Origin of the sequence: Dactylosporangium sp. NPDC049525 (genome assembly GCF_040676755.1) — a bacterium.
Lineage (GTDB): Bacteria > Actinomycetota > Actinomycetes > Mycobacteriales > Micromonosporaceae > Dactylosporangium.
Window position 1 is genome coordinate 100,558 of the sequence record NZ_JBFAPO010000014.1, and the last position, 18,387, is coordinate 118,944.

An 18,387-nucleotide genomic window follows, 5' to 3' on the forward strand; every position below is an offset into this window, starting at 1 on the left:
CGGGGACGAGCACAGAGTGGTCGCAATCCTGACTATAAGCTTCGGAAGTCACTAGCCAGGTCACCGGTATGAATCTGTCGCCAAAACTAGGTCACGCAATGGGAACCTCGTAGCAGATGCGTCGCTGGGAGCCCTTCCCGGTGGCGCATCTGCTTTTTCAAGACGATACGTCCTAATACTCCAGCCGCACTTCTGGGTCCAGTGTATACACGAGTAGCTGAACTCAGTGCGCTGGCCAGATTGCCCTGCATCTGAGCGATTTGTGGCGAAGGTGATTGTGCCGGATGCCGCGCTACATGAACCATCGACGTTTGTTTTGATCCCTCGGTCGCAGTCAAATTCTCGGCAGCGATCTTCCTGCTGCTCCAACACTGCGATCGGCTCGCCCAGCCGTCGATGGGCGACAGCATCATAAGCGGCATTCTGGTGTAGATGCTTGAATGCTTGGGTTGGTTAACCTCGTCGACCTCGTGCTGCTGTCGTTCGTCGCGGTCACTGCGTTCCACGCTCACTGGGACCTGCAAGTGATCGTCTATCCCCCCGATCTCGCCCACGTCGAACTGTGTTAGCCCGCCTGCGCTCCGCGCGATACGTGAGGCGACACGTTACGCAGCGTTCGGAGATGTGCGCGGAGCCGTTATGGTTCGGAGTGCCGTGGCGCGCGTTCGAAGGAGGCCCAATGTTCGGCCAGACCCGTCTGTCGGACGTGTTCGGCATCCGGCCAAATGTGAACCCGCGCTCCTACGTCGACCGGGGCGGGCTCGACGAGAAGCTGCGGTATTTGCTGGGGGCCGGTCGGCACGTCGTCGTCCACGGCGACTCCAAGCAGGGCAAGTCGTGGCTCCGGGCCCGGCTGCTCAACACCGACGACGTCATCGTCGTGCAATGCCAGCCCGGCACCGACCCAGAGCAGATCATCCGGCAGGCGCTCGGCGCACTGAACATCCGCTGCGAGATTAAGCGCAAGACAGTCGGCACTTACGAGGGCACGATGGAATTCTCCGGCTCAGGCGACCTCGGCGTGAAGATCCTGACCAAGCTCGGTATCGCCGCCAAAATCGCTGGCAAAGCCGCGCGACAGAACGAACTTGAGTCGCAACCGCTGGGCCAGACGCCGGCCGACCTCGGCTGGGTCTCCCGGGTACTGCTCGCGTCCGAGAAGACGCTCGTGGTCGAGGACTTCCACTACGTGTCAGAGGAGAACCGGCGCGAGGCTGCCTACCTATTCAAGGCGCTCGGAGACTACGGCGTGTTCCCCGTGGTCATCGGCGTCTGGCCCACCGACCATCTGCTTGCCTATTACAACGGCGACCTCGAGGGCCGAGTCGAGGACATCCATCTGACTTGGAGTGATGCCGATCTCGACCAGGTGCTCAAGGTTGGCAACCGGGAGCTCGCCATCTCGATGACCGAGTCGCTGCGCCGAACGCTGGTGCTCGACGCGTACAACAACGTCGGGCTATTGCAGCGACTGGCTGAGAGCCTCTGTCGGGAGGAGGGCATTTTCGGTAAACGCTCGGACGCGCCCTTCCTGACGCCGGGCGCGAGCCTGGACCGGGCCCGGCTCGCCGTTGCTGAGTCGATGGGTGGACGCTTTGAGCTGTTCATCGACAGCTTCGTGCGCGGACTGCGCCGGCTCAACCAAGGACTCGAGATCTACAAGCATGTGCTGCGGGCGGTCTCCGAAGCGGACGACGCCGACCTGCGTCCCGGGCTCGCGCAGGCCGATCTGCTGGACCGGGTCAACAGCACGGCCCCGGCGCCGATCCGCTCCGCCGACCTCACCCAGGCGCTACACCGCATCGACCGACTGCAGAGCAAGATCGGCGTCAAGCCCGTGGTGCTCATGTACAACAGGGCCAGCCGGCGACTGTTTGTGGTCGACCAGTCGTTCCTGTTCTATCGCCGCTTCAGCGGAACCGAGTGGCCCTGGCTCGCCACCGACTTCGACCCGACCAACGACCTGGCGGCCAACGACCCGCTGGACCTCGAGTCATGACCTACCCACGACCGGATGCTCTCGGCGAGCCCCGCCTCCGCGCCGCCCCGGAGGTCCGCATGGCCATGCGCGCGGACCGGCGCGGTCCCGCCGTCCTCGACCTCGGCGAGGTGCTGGGCAGGAAGGACGAGGTGACAAAGGCACTCCGGACGCTTGAGTCGTCGCCGCGACCCCTGGGGGTGGTCGGCGAGCCCGGAGCAGGCAAGTCCACGCTCGCAGGGCTGATCGCTCGGAGGTGGGCCGAGGCACATCCGGGCGGCCGTCTCGTGGTGGTCGACGACCTTGACGAGCGCTGGCAGCTCCATGACGTCATCCGGGAGCTGCTGGTCGCCTTCGGGGTCGCATTCGACTCGCTGCCGCCGACGCTCGACGAGCAAATCAAGCATTTGCGAGCCGTCACGACGCCGGACGACATTATCGTCCTTGACGTCGCCGGCCGCACCGACGCCGTCGAGGAAGCGGCGACCCACCTCGCCGGCGCCCGCTGCGTCATTGCGGCTGAGCGCCTGCGGCGGGTCCGATCGATGGTGCAGGCGAGTCGGCTCCACCCGGACGACGGCCGGAAGATGCTGGCCCGGTTTGGGCCCATGGAGGTCGCTGACAAGGTGCTGGCGCGGTGCGCGGGCGTTCCCCTGGCCCTGCACTTGGCGGCGCGAGGCTTGACGCACACCGACTTGAGCAATCATCGGGAACCGGTGCAGTTCGGGCTGGACATCGCGCTGCAGCGGGTCGGCACCGACACCGGCCGTTCCCAGGCGACGCTGCTGGAGCAGCTCCGGCTCCTGGCCGACGTCGGCGGCTCTGCCGATCCGGCCATCGCGGCCGCCGTATGGGGCCTAGACGGGGCGCCGATGCGGGACTGCCTTGCCGCATGGGAGGCGGCCGGGGTGCTAGATCACGCGGCCTCCGGTGAGTTGGTTCTGCGTCCGGCGGTCGCACAGGCCGCGGGCGCGAGATTCCGTGCACCGGCCGGGGAGGAGCACCTAGCCTCGCTAGTTGCCCTCGTCGGCCGGCGAGCCAGTAGCGACGGAGCGACGCCAGCCGACCTTGTCTGGCTCGACCGGCACTGGCCGCTAGTCCGCGAGGCGGCGCGCCGGTTCGCCCACATCGCAACTAGCGGTGTCCTCGCGCCCATCGAGCACCTCCGCCGTTGCGCGGAGATCCTCAACCGGTGGGAGGACCTGCGCACCCTTGACGAGATTGCCCACGCCGCCGCACAGCGCCGCGGCGACCGGTCCGCCCAGGCCAGGGCACTCGGCCAGCTGGCGATGGACCATTTCCGGCGGGGCGCGATCGACGAGGCTGACGCCACGGCGGCGGAGGCAGTGCTGCAGGCCCGCGCCGTTGGCGATCCTGTCCTGCTGGCTGGCCAGCTCATCGTGGCTGCGAAGCTCAGCCTGGCTCAGCGCCGCTTCGACCGCGCCATCTCGGGGCTCGAAGAGTCTGTTCGCCTCGCCCGCAGCGGCGGCGACGCCGACGTCGAGATCGATGGGCTACTGGCCGCCGCCGAGTGTTATAGGCATGTTCGCAACGTTGATGACGCCATCGGCGCGCTGAGCCGGGTCCGCCACCTGCTTGAGGGCCAGCCATCCGTGGGAGAGGACCCCGGCCCGTGGGCCCGCCTGACCCGCGCCTACCTTGACCTCGACCGGCCTGAGGAGGCCGTCGCGACTCTGGCCCCGCTGGTCCGGGGCTCTGAGGGGGGAGACTCCGATACCGCCGTCGCCCTTGAGTTGATCGGCGAGTCACTTCGGCGGGCCGGCGAGCCTGCCCTGGCTGCGCAAGCACTGACCCGCGCGGTCGACGCGTACCGGGCGAGCGACGACCCGGCCGGCGAGGGCCGCTCGTTGGTCGGTCTTGCGCGGCTCACCCAAGACGAGAATCCAGGCCGTGCGGTGGCCCACCTGCACCGGGCGCTAGCCCTGGCCAAGCGGACGGGGGACCTCCGACACCAGGTTCGCATTCGGTACGAGCTGGGCATCGCCTACGCGGCCGCTGGCGATGAGCAGAATGCCCTCGACGCTCTCGACGCGGCCATCGGCACGGCCCAGCAGCTGGGCGACCTCCGGACGGTGGCCGACGCGCTGGCTGGCCGGGGCCGGCTCCTGGCTCGTGTCGGAGCGCTCAGCGCAGCCAGCAAGAGCCTTGAGGAGGCCCACCAGCTGCTCGAGTCGCTCGGTGCCGGCTCCCAAGTCGCTGCAGTCGGCCGCGACTTGGCCGACCTGCTCATTGCCGCCGGCTCCGCCGAAGCGGCGATCGACCTGCTAGAACGGGTGGTGGCCGGGTCGCGGGATGCACACGACCAGCCGAACGAGCTGCTCGGCCTAGGGCTGCTGGCCAAGGTGTACGACATCGCCGGTCGGTCCGACGACGCCGACTGGGCACGGTCGCGGGTCCGTCACCTCGCGATGGCCATGGGCCACTGGCGGGACGCGACCGAGGCGGTACTGGAGGCCGTTCCTCGCGCCCTGGCACAGGACGGCGACAGCGCGGCGGTCGGCCGTGACTTGCTCACCCTAGTCGAACAGCTGAAGGACGGGGAAGCGGGCAATGCGTCGCTGCTACGACTGCACTGGCAGGCGGCCGTAGCCGCACTCCGTACCCGTGACCGGCGTGGCGCCCGGATCCGTCTTGACCAACTTATTGCCCTAGCGGACGCCGCCGACCATGACCGGCCAGGCACCGCCGAGGTGCGCGACGTATTGATCGCGGCGCATCAGGCCCGAGCCGACCTCTCGGCCGCGGCCGGTGAGGCGGGTGCAGCAATGCGGGACCTTGAGCTGGCCCTTGCCGTCGCCCGGCGAGCGGACGGCGCGCGGCCAGAGGATCTAGACGTAAGAATCAGCCTGTACCGGCTGCTCGGCGAACAGGCAGTACAGATCGGTGATCTGCGTGCGGCCGAGAACTACCTCCGAAGCGCTCTCGACATTGGTCAGCGCCGACTCGCGCACGCCGGCGCCGATCCCGCTGTGCTCCGCGAGATCGAGATCGTGCACACCCATCTCGGCGATGTTGCGGTAACCGAGGGCCGGCTAAACGAAGCCCGTATGGCGTTTGATCGGGTGATCGACCTCAATCTCAAGAGGGGCGTAGACGACCTGCAGGCGCACCGGGCGTTGACTTACGTGCTGACACGGCTCGGCGATGTCGCGCGTCTGGGCGGGGACGCGACCGAGGCGACCCGGGCCTATCGGCGGGCGCTGTCGTACGCGAAGCAGGCCGTAGCCGGTGATCCATGGGACCCGGCCGTGCAACGCGCCGTCATCGCCGTGCAGCTGAGGCTCGGCGACCTCGCCTCGAGCCTAGGGGATCGGCAGGAGGCCGTTAGCCGTTTCAACGACAGCCTGGCAACAGCGGAGCGACTGGCGGCTCGATCGGGCGAGGAAATCTTGCAGGAGGACCTGGCGGCTTCGCATCAACGCCTGGCGGAGACCTACAGGGCTATTGGCGACCTCGAATCGGCCCGTCGTCACTATGAGTCGGCGCTGGCGGTTAGCGAGCGACTTGCGGCAGCCCAGCCCGATGATGTGTCGGTCGCCCGGCAGCTCTCCATCGCCCACGACGGCCTCGGCGGACTCTTCGGCCAACTTGGCGAAGTCAATGCCGCACAGGAGCATTTGACGCGCAGCCTCGACATCGCCGAACGGATCGCCGCAGCACAGCCAGATAGCCTCCTGCTGCGACGCGACCTAGCCATCTCGTATGCAAACCTCGGACAAGCGCTCGCTCTGAGCGGTAACGAGGAGGAGGCGCGAGCACACCGCAGCCGCGCCCTGGACATCGCTCGGCAACTCAGCGAGCAGCACCCGGCAAGTGAGGACTACCGGACGCTGGCGTCAGCCTTCGAGCGCCTAGACGGTGGCGTGTGAGGCTTGGGTATGTTCTGCCGATCATGTAGGTCGGGATGGTATCGATGTATGGTGGCTCGTCGTGACGGATTGACGGGAAGCGGCGTGGGCGGTGATCGCGCCGTTGTACCAGCGCCTGGGAGGCGTTCTGGCAGGTGGAGGGATCATCACCGTCGCTGAGACCATCTGGCGATCGGTCGCAGCAGCCCAGTGTCTGGCACTCGGCGCAGACAGCCAGCGGCGCACCATAACGCCACCATGGTCCTGGTTATGGTGTGTCGGTTTGGATGGGTCGGCCGTCGGTTGCGCTCAACGTGGGTGATTCGGCGGTATCAACAGCGAAGCCGAAGAACGTGAGTAGGAAGTCGGGCAGCAGTTGCGCCAGCACCTGATAATCACTGTCGGGCAGGATCGTTCGAAGCCGTTGGAACCCGACGTGCATGCCCAAGAGCGTCACAGCTGTTTCTGCGCGTTCGGGTGTGCCGAACTGTCGGTCGCGTAGGGCGAGGCAGAGCATCAACCGGTGCAGTCCGAATGCTGTGCCGAGCATCCATCGAAGCGTTGACCCGTCGGCGGTCTGGGTCTGGAGCTCAGCCTCGACTGCGTTGCACTCGTCGTGGGCCCAGGTTTGCAGGCGTGCTGCAGCCTGCCAGCTTGCCAGCAGTAACGGCAGTGGGGCGTCGTCGACGAGCTGTCGGTACAGGTTGCGTAGGTCTCCGTTCGGGATGAGCGCGATGCCGTCGGCGTCGTACAGGTCGGTCGCATCGGGGATCGATGGTTCGGAAAACTCGAGCATGGACGCCATCGGATTGGCGGCGCCAGCTGGTATCAGCGCCCGGACGTGAGGCGCGATCGCTGGTCCGACGAGTTCGGGCGCGCCCGCCAGAACGGCCGCCACGGTATAGGCGGCAACGTCTCGCCTCGTTACCGGCTCATCGTTACCGATGCTGCGGTCGTAGGTGGCCAACTCGGCAGATGACCACGGGACGCCGGCCGCAGTGATCATCGCGTCGATCTGGCGGATCCGTTGTGGTAGCAAGGCTTTGACGCTCTGGTCGGTGCTTCGCTCGGCAACGGCCCATGCCCATTCGCTGAGGTCGGCGCCGTCGCTCGGCTTCGGGAGATCGCGTTCAACGGGGAGCTCGCCTCGTTTCACGACGTTGCGCCATGCCGAGCGGATCGTCTGCTCCGACAGTGGCAATCCGTGAGCGAACGCCTCGAGCGCGAGATGCCAGGGCCGAGCCCCTTGGCGGCCGTGTTGTGCCAGCCATACCACACTCGCGACTGCGTCAGCCGGTGCCATGGAAACGCTGCCGCGTCCACGCCCGAGCGAAGATCGCACATTGCGCTGCAACAGGCCGGCGGACCGCCAGCGCTCCAACTGGGTCGGAGTCGCGGTGACACCCTGCGCTTGCACCGCAGCGAGTAGCGCTGCGTCGGCCGAGCTGATACTTCCTCGCGGCATCGGTCGACGGTACCGCCTCATGGTTGGAACCCCGCGACTTCCTCCGGGCGTGGCGCCTGAGCGGCTGGTTCGATTGCCACGCCGTCGATGACGGCCGGTGAGTTGGGGGAGGTCCCATGAAGTCTGAACTGGTGATGGCGATCTGTGGTTGGCTGACCTCTCGGGCACTGGGCGCGACTGGACTTTGGGACTTTCTCAAAGCACGAGTTCGTGCACGGAGCGAGCATCGGCGGTTCGCATGGGCGGCGAGGATGGTGGACCGACACGGACCTGCTGTCGGCCCATTGTTGATCAACCTTGCGCGTGACCTCCGTAACGATCTTGGGGATGCGGAGCCACCATCGAAATGCAGTCGCGGTACTGCGGCCTCCCGAGCTAGCAAGCAGGTGGAGCCAGCAACGGTTCCGCTCCGCCGGCGTGCCGGCCGTCAGAGGTCCGGCCGATCCGATTGATCTGCCAGGAAGCGGTGAACACCGTGGTGTCGAGGTTGGCGTCGCTCAAGCGTGTCACGACGCTTGAGTGCCTGCCGCGGGTCTCACCGTGGCGGAGTTTGCGGTGCGGTCTGGCCTGGAGCGCGCACACGGACGTGTCCGCCTACCTGATATTTGACGAGGACGAGGGACAGTTCCTGACACCACGGTCCTCCGTTCGTCCATTTGGTAGGTGACCCTCCCGAAGACCTTCTCCACTACGACGACCAGCGTGAGAAGGAGCGCTATTCCGAGGCGTACCTCCAGGTACGCGCACGACGTGCGGCCCCGTCTGCGGTCTGCTTGATGATCGGTACATCGAACGGCGGAAACGCGCCGATCAAGGCGAGGTCCATGCAACGACATTCGTGCTGGTGGCGTCGGGTGGTAAGGAAGCTTTGTGGTTTGGAACATCATCCGAACCCGACCGTGGATCACGGTCCGTGTAAACGGCCGAAGAAGCCCTGGTCGGAAGGCCCGCCAGAACGATAGGGTTCAACCGAACCGAAAGCCCGCAGGGCATAGAAACGGGTGGGCATCCACCTCGACATAGATCTTGGTGGCGTTCAGGCGAACCGGAAGCCCCCAGGGCATGGATGCGTCGGACTGTTGCTCCGCGCCTCGGCAGAGCCAGGTCATGGCAGCGGCACTGGCGGTCGCCGGGCCGGGCGCCGCGTCGGCGCACCATAACGCCACCATGACGTCCCTTATGGTGTACGTTCCGGCCGGCGTGGCCCACAGCCGGTCAGATGGTGATCTGCGTCGATGCGGTATCGAGCCAGAGCGAGGGCCGCGCCGTCATCCAAAGCCGGTTCGGGACTGCACACCGGGGTCCGAAGGGCACGCCGCTCCTGCTCGCGGAACGCGCGCCCGTTGCGAGGATCGGGTTCCGGGTCGACCTGCCGATGGCGACGCAACTGCTCATCGACGGCGTCGCCGCCGCGTGCGAAAATGCCCTGCGGGCTTTCGGTTCGGCGGAATACGCCTACATGGTGTTCATCGCCGAGGGCCGCAACTTCGTGTTTTCTATGCCCTGCGGGCTTTCGGTTCGGCGGAACTTTCTTGGCCGTGCCCTTGATCGTGCTCCTGGCCGGAGGTTTCTATGCCCTGCGGGCTTTCGGTTCGGCGGAACCCTACCGTTCTGGCATAGCTGTTGACCAGGGCGTTCGGAGGCCGGTTGCATGGACCGTGATCCAACTGGTGTGCAAGCCTCGTGCTGTATGTCACATTCTTCTTCCGGCAGCGTCGCTAGCTGGGCAAACGGGTTGCACGGACCTCGCCGGGGTGGTTTCGGTGTCTGCTGTACCGATCATGAGGTTGGGTCGGTGGTGGGTTAGACGAGCCAGAAGTCTGCGCGTTCTGCCAGGGTGCGGTTGCCGATGATCAGTGCCTGGTCGGCCATGCTGCCGGGGAGGGCGTAGATGCGGACCTGGTCGTCCATCTGGTCGATGAGTCCGGCGACCTGGTCGCGGAGGGCGGTGACGTCGGTCGTGGTGGCGAGTTCGACTTCGAAGACGCTGAGTTGAACGTGGGTGCCGATGCCGGAAAGGAGACGGTAGAGGTCGTCGCGGCGGTCGTCGTCGGCGATGTCGTAGACGACGACGCAGACCTGCCGACCTCGGGGTGTGGTCATCGCCAGGTCATCGGCTGGTAGTGGTCTTCGGTACCGAGGAAGACCTTGGCGATGGTTCGGGCTTGCAGGTGCAGGCCGACCCGGTAGGAGACTGTCCGGGCGGCGGTGATGTGCCGGAACAGGGTGAGCATCCGTCGTTCGTAGCCGGTGATGAAGGTTCGTCGGCCTTCGTAGGTGAGCCTGCAGGTGCCGGCGGTCTCGTCGGTGACGAAGTCGGCGGGGGTGATCTGACCGGTGGCGGTGAGTCGCACGATCATGGTGTCGACGATCATCGGGCGGCATTCCTCCATCAGGTCGAGGGCCAGGCTGGGCCGGCCGGCGCGGTCGGCGTGCAGGGCGCCGGCGTAGGGGTCGAGGCCGGCGAGTTCGCAGGCGGCGATGGCTTCGTTGACGAGCAGGGTGTATCCGAAGGAGAGCATGGCGTTGACCGGGTCGGGTGGAGGTCGGCGCTGTCTGGCGGGGAACGGCCAGTTGTCGCCGAGGATCGCGGCGAGTCCGGTGAAGTAGTCGCGGGTGGTCCGGCCTTCGCTGCCGCGGAGTTGGTCGAGGGTCTGCATCTGTGGCAGTTCGGTGCGTGCCTCGCCGAGCCGGTCGGCGATCCCGGCAAGGTCGGCTCGGCCGCGGGCCGCGGCGCGCCGCAGGTGCGCCTGCATGTTGTTGATCTTTCCGGTGACGATGTCGCGGGCGAGACGGAGTGTGGCGCCGGGTTCGGCGGTGTGGCGGTACTGGGCGCGGCGGAGGGTGACGTCACCGTCGTAGGTGTGGTGCAGGCGGCTGCAGAAGGCGCCGTCGTCGTGGAGCCAGGTTACGTCGATCGCGCGGCGGCTCGCCGCTTCGATCATGCCGCTAGTCATCCCGACCCGGCCGACGCAGACGATCTGCCGGACACGATGCAGGCCGACGCCGAGGAGTTTCTCCCCGCCCTTGTCGACTTGGAGACGTTCGCCGCGGCGGCGGATCAGGGCGTCCTCGGTGGTGACGTAGACGGTGGCTTCGAGGGGGTGCTCGAACCGGTCGGTGGGGGTGCGGGTACCGGCGGTCACCGTATGGCCGACGAACGCGACGCCGGTGTCGAATGATGCGACGCTGGTCTTGGCGGGGTTGAGCTGTAGTTGCAGGTCGGTGAGGATGCCGGCGGCGGCTTCGAGGGCGGCGGCCGCGTCGAGGCGGGTAGCCGCGGGGATGGCGAGGTCATCGGCGTAACGGACGGGTGTCCAGCCTCGGATGAGCATCGCGCGGTCGAACGTGTCGAGGTACAGGTTGCACAGCAGCGGTGAGAGTGCGGAGCCTTGATGGAGGCCGTGGCCTGGTGGGTCGCCGCGTTGCCCGGCGACGGGCCGGCAGATCAGCAGCCGGGTGACCTCGCACAACTCCGGGTCGGGGACGCAGCGACGCAGTTGTTGTAGTAGCGGCCAACGGGGGATGGTGTCGAAACAGTCGGTGATGTCGCCGCGGGCGACCCAGTGCTGGCCGGCGTCGCGGGCGGTGGTCAGTGCGTCGACGGCAGTGCGGGCGCCGAGGCCGCGGCGGTAGGCATGGGCGCAGGGTTGCAGCAGCGGGTCGATGACCGGGTCGAGGATGTTGAGGACGGCACGTTCGACGATCCGGTCCGCGACGGTGCCGATGCGGAGCTGCCGGACGCCGCCGCTGGTCTTGGGAATGTCGACCAGGTGGACCGGGCCGGGTCGCCAGGTGCCGGCACGGACCTGGTCGGCGAGGTCGGCGAGCCGGTCCAGGACGCCCTTCTCGAAGGCGTGGACCGCTGGGCTCGGATCGTCGGTGTCGGCGACCTCCTGCCAGGCGTCCAGAAGGTTCCGGTGACGGGCGACCGCGGCGAGCAATTCACCCATCCGCTTGCCTCGCTGCCGTGGTGCGGGTGAGGGTGACAGTGACCGCGCCCAGGCCGTGGCTGGTCTGGCTGCCGACGCCGCACAGCCCGGCGAAGCCACTCAACGCCGTGAACGCCGTCCGGGCATGGTCGTCACGGTCGGCGCCGGCGAGCACGTACGTGGCCCGGCCCACGAACCCGGGCCGCTTGCCGTCGCCGAGGTCGGCGACGACGGTGCGGATGTCGTGCTCGGCGAGCGCGACCCGGGCGCTGATCTCGGTCAGCACCGTATCGGGCAGACGCAGGGCCGCGGGGGCATGGGTGTTCCAGCGACGGGCCAGGCCGCGGTAGATGATGACCGGCTCGGGTAGCGGCAGGTACCGCTTCGGTCCACGCGTGCCGTCGGGGTACTGTGCGGTGGGGACGCTGAGCGTGGCCGGTGACCGGTGCTCCATCCGCACCGCGGTGGCGGCGCCGCCTTGCAGGAGTTCCCCGAACGTGACGCTCCGGTCCTCGATGCCGACCACCTGGTACCGGTGGTCGCCGAGCTTGACGTCGGCCGGCGGAGCCGGCAGCAGACGGGCATCGTCCAGCATTCGGAGCCCGATCCGTAGCCCGCCGTCGACCTCGTGCAGCGCGACGCTCCACCTCTTGGGGGTGGTGCTGACGTGCTCACCTGCGCGTTCACCGGCCAACGCACACGCAAGCCGATGCACCTGATTCCAGGCGGGGACCGTAGCTTGCCGGCCGGACTTGGTGGCGGTGAGGGTCAGGACCCGTTCGGCGGGCACGTCAGTGCCTCGTACCGGTGGAGCGGTCCATGGACACCTCGATCAAGACGTTGAATGACGTCGATCATTGCAGCGGTGGTCCGCGATATGGAACCTCCGTTGGTCCGATGCCCGGCTAGCCGTCGTGGCGAGGACCGCCACCGGAACGGCGATCGCGTTCCGGTGACTTCCCATGCATTCGTACACAATGGTGAGTCGCTCGTTTGGAGTGGTCGGCGTGTTGTTTCGTGAAGTGACCTTGACCTATCAGAGGATTCGCCGGAATCAGGCCATCCGAAAGGCCCTCTTGTGCATGTTCGGGCGTCCCGGTAGGAACGATGACTGTGGCTGTCCCGGGTGTGGAAACCGTCGACCGGGACCTTGTGGTGGTGACGATCCCGGGGGTGCAGCGGTTTGTTGGTGAGGCGCGTTCCACGGCCGATGTCGCCACGGCCAGCAGGATCGTTTCGGAGTTGACCGGCGCGATGCTTTTGGAGGTGTCGGCGCCTGCGGAGGTGGTACTGCCGGCGGCTGGCCGCGACGGGATCGACGCTGTCGGGGGCACCGGGCTGCCGAATCGGGTGGTGGTGTTGACGGCGTCCGGTCAGGGGCGCGAGCTCGCCCGCCGGATGGCCGAGCGGGTGTCCCGGTGGTGGGCGGACCGGGTCGCGGCACTCTGGCAGGGCATGAGGGTTGACCTGCCGGACGTGGTGGGTTGTCCGGATGTGCAGTGGGTTGTCGTCGCGGCGCGGCCGGGTGGTTATCGGGAGCAGTGGCGACGCGCCGCGGAAGCCCTGGCCGCGCGGAAACGCACCCGGACGTTCGCCGCGTACGATTCGCCGTCGGTGCGGCGGCTGTGTTCGTTGAGCGGGCGGTGGCCGGCGGTGGAGCAGGTGCCGCGGGGTGTGCGACGTCGGCGTGGTGAGGCGCTCTCGGTTCCGGCGGTGGTGAAGCGGGCCGATCGCAGCGAGCGGTTCCCGTCGACGGCGTCGGTGGCGACCGGCCCATTCCGGCGTGACCTCGCCCGTCTGGCGGGTACGGACGGTGCGGTGCGGGCGGCGGTGGTGGAGTTGCGCGCCGCGGTGGACACGGTTGGTGCGGCGGGTGTGCGGTTCGGTTCGGGTCGGCTCCCCGGGCTGCCCGCGTCGGGTGGTGGGGAGGCGGCGTGGGTCGCCGAGGTGGAGGGTGCGTGTCTGCTGCCGGAGACCTGGTCGGTGCGGGCTTTGACGGCGGAGCAGGACCTCACGCCGGCTGACTCGTCCGGGTTCGCCGCGGCGGTCGGTGTCTGCGGGGCGCGGTTGGCGGAGCTGCTGAAGTTGGCGGGCCTGGGTGTCCCGGCGTCGTATCTTGCGGTCGTGGTGCAGGACGCCGACTCGATGGGCCGGCGGTTGGCGGATGAGACCGGTGGCCATGCCGATCTTCGTGGTTGGCACGGTGCTGTGTCCGCGGCGCTGGTGCGGGCGGCCGATGCGCAGCGGTCCTGTCTGGAGCGGGGCCCGGATGCCGGTGGGGACGGTGAGGAGCCGTTGGGCCGGTTGGTGTATGCCGGTGGTGACGACGCGCTGGGATTCGTGCCGGCGAGGACCGCGATCGCGGCGGCCGGGTCGCTCAATGCAGCATTCCGCGACGGGGTGGCCGGCACGGTGGAGCGGCCCGGGGTGGTGGCGGACGCGACCGCGAGCACCGCGGTGGTGTTCTGTCACGTGTCCGCGCCGCTGCAGTCGGTCCTCGCCGCGGCCCGTGAACTGTTAGAGGAGACGAAGACGGTGTGTCGTCCGGGTTTCGGGGTGGCGGTCTGGCGTCGTGGCGGGGAGCGGGTCCGTGCGGTCCGGCCGTGGCAGGTGGGGCCGAGCATGCCCGCCGGCACCGGGGCGCCCGCAGCGTTGACGGTGCTGGTCGATGCGATGCGGGGTGGGTTGTCGGGGCGGCTGGTCGCGGACCTGGAACGTGACGGTGAGGCGATCGCCTCGCTGAGCGGCGCCGGGCGTGCCGGTGAGCTTCGCCGGCTGGTCCGCCGGCACACCACCGCGGCGGCTGCCGTCGACGTCGACCGTGTGGTGGACGCGGTGCTCGCGCTCGCCGACACGGACCAGGTCGGGGCCGGCGGGGCGGTGCTGACGTCGGCGGCGCGGTGGGCGGCGGTCGCCCGGTTCGTCGCGGCGGAGGGCCGGTGACCGGGACCGGTCCGGCCGGCACCGCCGAAAGGGTGTCGACCCCTCGACGCTGGTTGGTGTTCGAGCCCGTCGACACGGTCGCGGTCCGCGACGGTCGGGCGTTCGACGCCGGCAGCAACTCGGTGGCGCGGGTGGTCCTGCCGCATCCCGGCGCGGTGGGGGGTGCGGTCGGCGCCGCGTACGGTGCCCGGCCTGGCGCTGGGGCGGACCGGGCCGAGCACGGTCGTAGCGTGCCCGCGGCGTTGCACGGCCCGGTGGTGGTGCAGCGGTTGGACACCGGCCGGTGGCGGGCACGGTTCCCGCAGCCGCGGGTGATGGTCCGTGACGGCGAGGTCTGGCATCGGCTCGCGCCGCCCGGTGACCGGGACTGGGACGGGGTGTCCAGCGACCTCGACGGTGCCGCGTTGCTGCCCGGGCCGGTGGGCGAGACCGGCGGCTGGGTCGACGGCGCCGCGCTCGGCCGGTTCCTGACCGACCCCCACGCCGTGGCACGGGCCGGTGCGGCACCCTGGGTGACCGAGCGCAGGGTCGGGCTGGCCCGCAACGACGACCGTACCGCCCGCGACGGCATGCTCTACTCCGCTGAGCATCTGCGGCCGGCCGTCGGTGGCCGGGTCCACGGCGCGGGGTTCGCGGTCGGCTGCGTCGACCCGCCGGACCGTGCGCCGGCAGACATGGTGTTCCTGGGCGGTGAGGGCCGCCGGGCGCAAGTCCACGACTGGACCTCGGCCGGTGCCAGCGGGCCGCTGCCTGACCCGCCGGTGGACTTCGGCGACGGCCGAGTCCTGCTGTACCTGGCGACACCGGCGTTGTTCACCGGCGGGTGGCGGCCCGCCGACGCCGACCTGCGCGGCGGTCGGCTGGTCGCCGCGGCTGTCGGCGCGCCGCAGGAGATTGCCCTGGGTCGCCCGGACCGGCGCACGGGCGCGTTGACCGCCCGCCGGCTGTTGTGGGCGGCGCCGGCGGGCAGTGTGTACTTCCTCGACTTCGGTAGGGACGTCGCGGCGGCGATGCTGGCCGCCGCGGCCTGGCACGGCAGTGCGTTCACCCCGCAGCACGGCGGGGCATTGGCGACAGCGGGCTTCGGGCTCGCGTTGATCGGGAGGTGGTAGTCATCCGGACCCTGTTGTTCCTGTACGCGGAGTCGCCGGTGCACGCCGGGGGGGACACCAGTGTGGGTGGGCTGGACCTGCCGATGCAGCGGGAGACCGGAACGGGGCTTCCGGTGATCTGGGGGCAGAGCCTCAAAGGCGCGCTGCGGGCCCACGCCCGCAGCACCTGGGGTCCGACGGATCCGCGGATCGTCGCACTCTTCGGCGACCCACCCCCGTCAGGCCCGGACACGGCCGAGGTGAAGCCCGGCACCCTGTCCGTCGGCGACGCGCAGCTGGCCGCGTTTCCGGTGCCGACCCTGCGAGAGACGTTCGCCTGGGCGACGAGCCCGCTTGCGCTGGGGCGGCTGCGTCGCCGCGCGGGTCTCGTCGAGCTCGCCGGTGCCGCGCCGTCGGTGAGCCCTACGGCCACCGACGACACGGCCCTGGCCGCCAGCGACAGCTGGATCGGCGACCGCACCGTCCTGGGGCCGTACGTACTGCCCTGCGAGACCGACGACGCCGCAACACAATGGGCGCGCTGGCTCGCCGCGACCGCATTGCCGGACGGCGGCGACTTCGACTACTTCCGTGCCAAGGTCCGCCGCGACCTGATCGTGGTCGGCGATGGGGTCCTCACCGCGCTGAGCCGCGAATGCGCCGAACTGACCCCCCGGATCCAACTGCACGAGGACCGCAAGGCGGTCCGGCACGGCCCGTTCCACTCCGAGTATCTGCCGGCCGAAACGATCCTGGCGGCCCTGATCGAAGCCCCGGACGGCGGGACGGCGCTGAACGACCTGAGCAGTCTCCTGGCCGGGCGGGTGCTGCGGGTCGGTGGCGACGAGAGCATCGGCAAGGGACTGCTGTGGTGCCGGTTGACCGGGCCGGGAGACTCCCCGTGAGCCCCCGGCGGTTCGACCTGACCGCCGCCGCCGACGCCGAACGGGCGCTGGCCGCGATCGCCGGCGGCAAGCCGGTCCCTGGTGAGATCCTCACCAGGCTCAAAGGTCTGCCGGCGCTGCTGCGGGCCAGCGGCGTGCCGGCCGTGCTCGCCTTCTTCGGGGCCAAGGCCGGACCGGCGACATCCGCACCGATATCCGCCCAGGCATCCGGGTCGGATCCCGGAGCGCAGCAACTCGCCTCGGCCTATCGCAAGGTCCGGCACGCGCTCGTGGAGCAGCTCACCGTCGAACTGGGCTGGGCGCAACCACCGACCGACATCTACGGACAGTTGGCCGCGCTCCCCGCCGCCGATCTGGCCCGCGCCTACCGTAGGCTGGAGGCATACGCCGGGTGGCTGCGCCGACTGGCCGAAGCCACCGAACAGGCACAGACCGAACAGGCGCAGACCGAACAACCCACCGCACCCGCTCCAACAGGGCCGACCGGTGGCTGAGGTACTCGGACCGCTCGGCCGGGCGGTCACCATCACCGGGCTGCAGCAAGGCATGCCCGGCGCCAACGCGCTGCTGGTGCTCAACCGGTGCGCGGTACGCGGCGACGACCAGCGGCTGGACGAGTCCGCACAGCTGGCCTGGGCCGTCCGAACCGGACTCGGCCACGCCGCACCACTCGCCGACGCGGCACACCGGCGCCGGCACGCCGCCGCCCGGTCCCTCGCCGGGCAGCACGACCGGCAGCCGGCAGCGCTGCAGGTCCGGCACCTGGCGCTACGACCACAGACCGCGCTGCTGACCGGCACCGGAGAGGCGGGCATCCGCAACGTCGGGCTCGCGTTGCACGGCACCTACGGATGGCCGGTCCTGCGTGGCAGCACCCTCAAAGGCGTGACACACGCCTACGCGCGCGACGTGAAGCAGATGCCGCGCCCACTACGACAGGAGATCTTCGGTACCAGACCGGATGCCGCCGACCACGAACCGGGCACGGTCACATTCCTCGACGCAGTCTGGCACGGCACCGACTGCGCGGTCGCCGTCCACGTGCTCACCCCGCATTTCGGCGGCTACTACGCCGACCGCAGCGGCACCGTGCCACCCGCCGAGTACAACAACCCGGTGCCGGTGTCCTACCTGGCGGTGACCGCCGCGACCTTCCTCGCCACCCTGATCGGTCCCGCAGACGCCGTGGACAAGGCCCAGGAACTGCTGACGGCCGCGGTCGACGACCTCGGGGTCGGCGCGAAGACCGCCGCCGGCTACGGCTACCTGGACGCCGAGGAGACGACATGACCGTGTACGTGCTGCCCTGCGGCGTGTCGATCCTGGACGGACTCGCACGCGGCCGCGCCGGCACCGCAGACGCGACCGCCGTCGTCGCCGACGTGGTGGCCTTGGCCGGCCGGGTCCATCACCGGACGCTGACGGCCACCGAGGTGGCACCACACTGGCGGGCGGAACTGGCGACAGCGCTGGACGACGCCGACCTCGCCGACTGGCGACCCGAGGTGTCCGCCGAGACATCCACCCTGGCCCGACGCGGCACGATCGACCTGGCCCGGCTGCTGAGCGCGGGGCACCGGGTGGCGGTGCTGGCCTCCGACACCTCCCGAGGACTGGCCGCCGCGCTACTGGTCGCCTCCCGGCTGGCCGGCGGTGACCTGTCCCGGCTGCGGTACGCCGCCACGGACGAGGCCCTGCCCGCGTTCCCGCCGTGCACCGTCACCGTCGTGCGCGTCGCCGGCCTCGCCCCGGACACCCGTGACGGCCTGATCCAGGGTGCCGCCGGACTCGGCGCGGCCCTACGCGCCGCCGGCACCGCCGCGACCGGCGAGGAACTCGAGGTCCACCTGACCGGCGGGTTCAAGGCCAGCCTCCTGCACCTGCTGTCGATGACCGAACTGCTGCACTCGGCCGGCGGCACCACGGTCACCGCGTGGTACCTCCACGACGACACCGACAACCCGGACCAGGCCCGAACCGTGCAGATCGGGCTCCGCAGATTCAGCGCCCGCTACCTCCAGCGACTCGGCGAGGAACTGTCCAACGTCGCGGCCGGTCGGGAGCCGCCGAGCTGGGACGACTTCACCCTGCGCGAGGCGGCGTGGACCCACGTGGCCGGCAGACCGACCCTGAACGGCTTCGGCGCCGGCTACCTGGCCGTGCTCGGCACCACCACCCCGGACCGCAGCGACGAAGGCGGCTGA

At 69.3% G+C, this 18,387-nt stretch carries 14 protein-coding genes; 10 read left to right on the top strand and 4 right to left on the bottom strand.

The window, feature by feature from the left end; genetic code table 11:
- The first annotated feature begins 440 nt into the window (after positions 1-440).
- From AB0K00_RS21710 to AB0K00_RS21720, 3 genes are all read left to right on the top strand, one after another.
- On the top strand, positions 441-569 hold the full coding sequence (locus tag AB0K00_RS21710; protein ID WP_363523279.1) for a hypothetical protein: 129 nt from the start codon (positions 441-443) through the stop codon (positions 567-569).
- A gap of 110 nt (positions 570-679) precedes the next feature.
- On the top strand, positions 680-1,999 hold the full coding sequence (locus AB0K00_RS21715) for a hypothetical protein (RefSeq protein WP_363523281.1): 1,320 nt from the start codon (positions 680-682) through the stop codon (positions 1,997-1,999).
- A gap of 59 nt (positions 2,000-2,058) precedes the next feature.
- Entirely contained in the window at positions 2,059-5,868 is a 3,810-nt protein-coding gene (locus AB0K00_RS21720) for a hypothetical protein (protein ID WP_363523283.1), read from the top strand.
- Between the two features lie 247 nt (positions 5,869-6,115).
- Here AB0K00_RS21720 and AB0K00_RS21725 read toward each other — a convergent pair whose 3' ends face one another.
- Positions 6,116-7,312 carry a hypothetical protein gene (locus tag AB0K00_RS21725; RefSeq protein ID WP_363523285.1) on the bottom strand — a complete coding sequence of 399 codons (1,197 nt, stop codon included), beginning with the start codon at positions 7,310-7,312 and terminating at the stop codon, positions 6,116-6,118.
- Between the two features lie 1,219 nt (positions 7,313-8,531).
- Between AB0K00_RS21725 and AB0K00_RS21730 the strand changes: the two genes are divergently transcribed.
- Positions 8,532-8,939: a hypothetical protein gene (locus tag AB0K00_RS21730; RefSeq protein ID WP_363523286.1), complete on the top strand. Its 408-nt coding sequence runs from the start codon at positions 8,532-8,534 to the stop codon at positions 8,937-8,939.
- Positions 8,940-9,115: 176 nt separating this feature from the next.
- Here the strand turns inward: AB0K00_RS21730 and cas2 are convergent, their stop codons facing one another.
- From cas2 to cas6, 3 genes are read right to left on the bottom strand one after another with little or no spacing between them, the layout of a single operon-like run.
- Entirely contained in the window at positions 9,116-9,415 is a 300-nt protein-coding gene (cas2, locus tag AB0K00_RS21735; protein WP_363523288.1) for a CRISPR-associated endonuclease Cas2, read from the bottom strand.
- Complete coding sequence (gene cas1, locus AB0K00_RS21740) at positions 9,412-11,265, bottom strand: CRISPR-associated endonuclease Cas1 (protein WP_363523290.1); 1,854 nt, start codon at positions 11,263-11,265, stop codon at positions 9,412-9,414. The genes cas2 and cas1 overlap by 4 nt, the downstream gene beginning before the upstream one ends.
- Complete coding sequence (gene cas6 / locus AB0K00_RS21745; RefSeq protein WP_363523292.1) at positions 11,258-11,839, bottom strand: CRISPR system precrRNA processing endoribonuclease RAMP protein Cas6; 582 nt, start codon at positions 11,837-11,839, stop codon at positions 11,258-11,260. Before cas6 ends, cas1 begins: the two co-directional genes overlap by 8 nt.
- Before the next feature lie 512 nt (positions 11,840-12,351).
- On the opposite strand from cas6, the gene AB0K00_RS21750 reads away from it, so the two are divergent.
- From AB0K00_RS21750 to AB0K00_RS21775, 6 genes are read left to right on the top strand one after another with little or no spacing between them, the layout of a single operon-like run.
- Positions 12,352-14,187, top strand: a complete 1,836-nt coding sequence (locus tag AB0K00_RS21750; RefSeq protein WP_363523294.1) for a type III-B CRISPR-associated protein Cas10/Cmr2 — start codon at positions 12,352-12,354, stop codon at positions 14,185-14,187.
- Positions 14,184-15,299, top strand: a complete 1,116-nt coding sequence (locus tag AB0K00_RS21755) for a type III-B CRISPR module-associated Cmr3 family protein (protein ID WP_363523296.1) — start codon at positions 14,184-14,186, stop codon at positions 15,297-15,299. The genes AB0K00_RS21750 and AB0K00_RS21755 overlap by 4 nt, the downstream gene beginning before the upstream one ends.
- Complete coding sequence (gene cmr4 / locus AB0K00_RS21760) at positions 15,293-16,183, top strand: type III-B CRISPR module RAMP protein Cmr4 (RefSeq protein ID WP_363523298.1); 891 nt, start codon at positions 15,293-15,295, stop codon at positions 16,181-16,183. The genes AB0K00_RS21755 and cmr4 overlap by 7 nt, the downstream gene beginning before the upstream one ends.
- On the top strand, positions 16,180-16,677 hold the full coding sequence (locus AB0K00_RS21765) for a type III-B CRISPR module-associated protein Cmr5 (RefSeq protein WP_363523300.1): 498 nt from the start codon (positions 16,180-16,182) through the stop codon (positions 16,675-16,677). Before cmr4 ends, AB0K00_RS21765 begins: the two co-directional genes overlap by 4 nt.
- Positions 16,670-17,473 carry a type III-B CRISPR module RAMP protein Cmr6 gene (gene cmr6, locus AB0K00_RS21770; RefSeq protein WP_363523302.1) on the top strand — a complete coding sequence of 268 codons (804 nt, stop codon included), beginning with the start codon at positions 16,670-16,672 and terminating at the stop codon, positions 17,471-17,473. The genes AB0K00_RS21765 and cmr6 overlap by 8 nt, the downstream gene beginning before the upstream one ends.
- The gene (locus AB0K00_RS21775) at positions 17,470-18,387 is read left to right on the top strand and encodes a hypothetical protein (RefSeq protein WP_363523304.1); all 918 of its coding nucleotides are present in this window, start codon (positions 17,470-17,472) and stop codon (positions 18,385-18,387) included. Before cmr6 ends, AB0K00_RS21775 begins: the two co-directional genes overlap by 4 nt.

Excerpts from the sequence above, each read along its gene's own strand:
- AB0K00_RS21710 (WP_363523279.1), top strand. The coding sequence starts at position 441 with ATGCTTGGGTTGGTTAACCTCGTCGACCTCGTGCTGCTGTCGTTCGTC.
- AB0K00_RS21715 (WP_363523281.1), top strand. The coding sequence starts at position 680 with ATGTTCGGCCAGACCCGTCTGTCGGACGTGTTCGGCATCCGGCCAAAT.
- AB0K00_RS21720 (WP_363523283.1), top strand. The coding sequence starts at position 2,059 with ATGGCCATGCGCGCGGACCGGCGCGGTCCCGCCGTCCTCGACCTCGGC.
- AB0K00_RS21725 (WP_363523285.1), bottom strand. The coding sequence starts at position 7,312 with ATGCCGCGAGGAAGTATCAGCTCGGCCGACGCAGCGCTACTCGCTGCG.
- AB0K00_RS21730 (WP_363523286.1), top strand. The coding sequence starts at position 8,532 with ATGGTGATCTGCGTCGATGCGGTATCGAGCCAGAGCGAGGGCCGCGCC.
- cas2 (WP_363523288.1), bottom strand. The coding sequence starts at position 9,415 with ATGACCACACCCCGAGGTCGGCAGGTCTGCGTCGTCGTCTACGACATC.
- cas1 (WP_363523290.1), bottom strand. The coding sequence starts at position 11,265 with ATGGGTGAATTGCTCGCCGCGGTCGCCCGTCACCGGAACCTTCTGGAC.
- cas6 (WP_363523292.1), bottom strand. The coding sequence starts at position 11,839 with ATGCTGGACGATGCCCGTCTGCTGCCGGCTCCGCCGGCCGACGTCAAG.
- AB0K00_RS21750 (WP_363523294.1), top strand. The coding sequence starts at position 12,352 with ATGACTGTGGCTGTCCCGGGTGTGGAAACCGTCGACCGGGACCTTGTG.
- AB0K00_RS21775 (WP_363523304.1), top strand. The coding sequence starts at position 17,470 with ATGACCGTGTACGTGCTGCCCTGCGGCGTGTCGATCCTGGACGGACTC.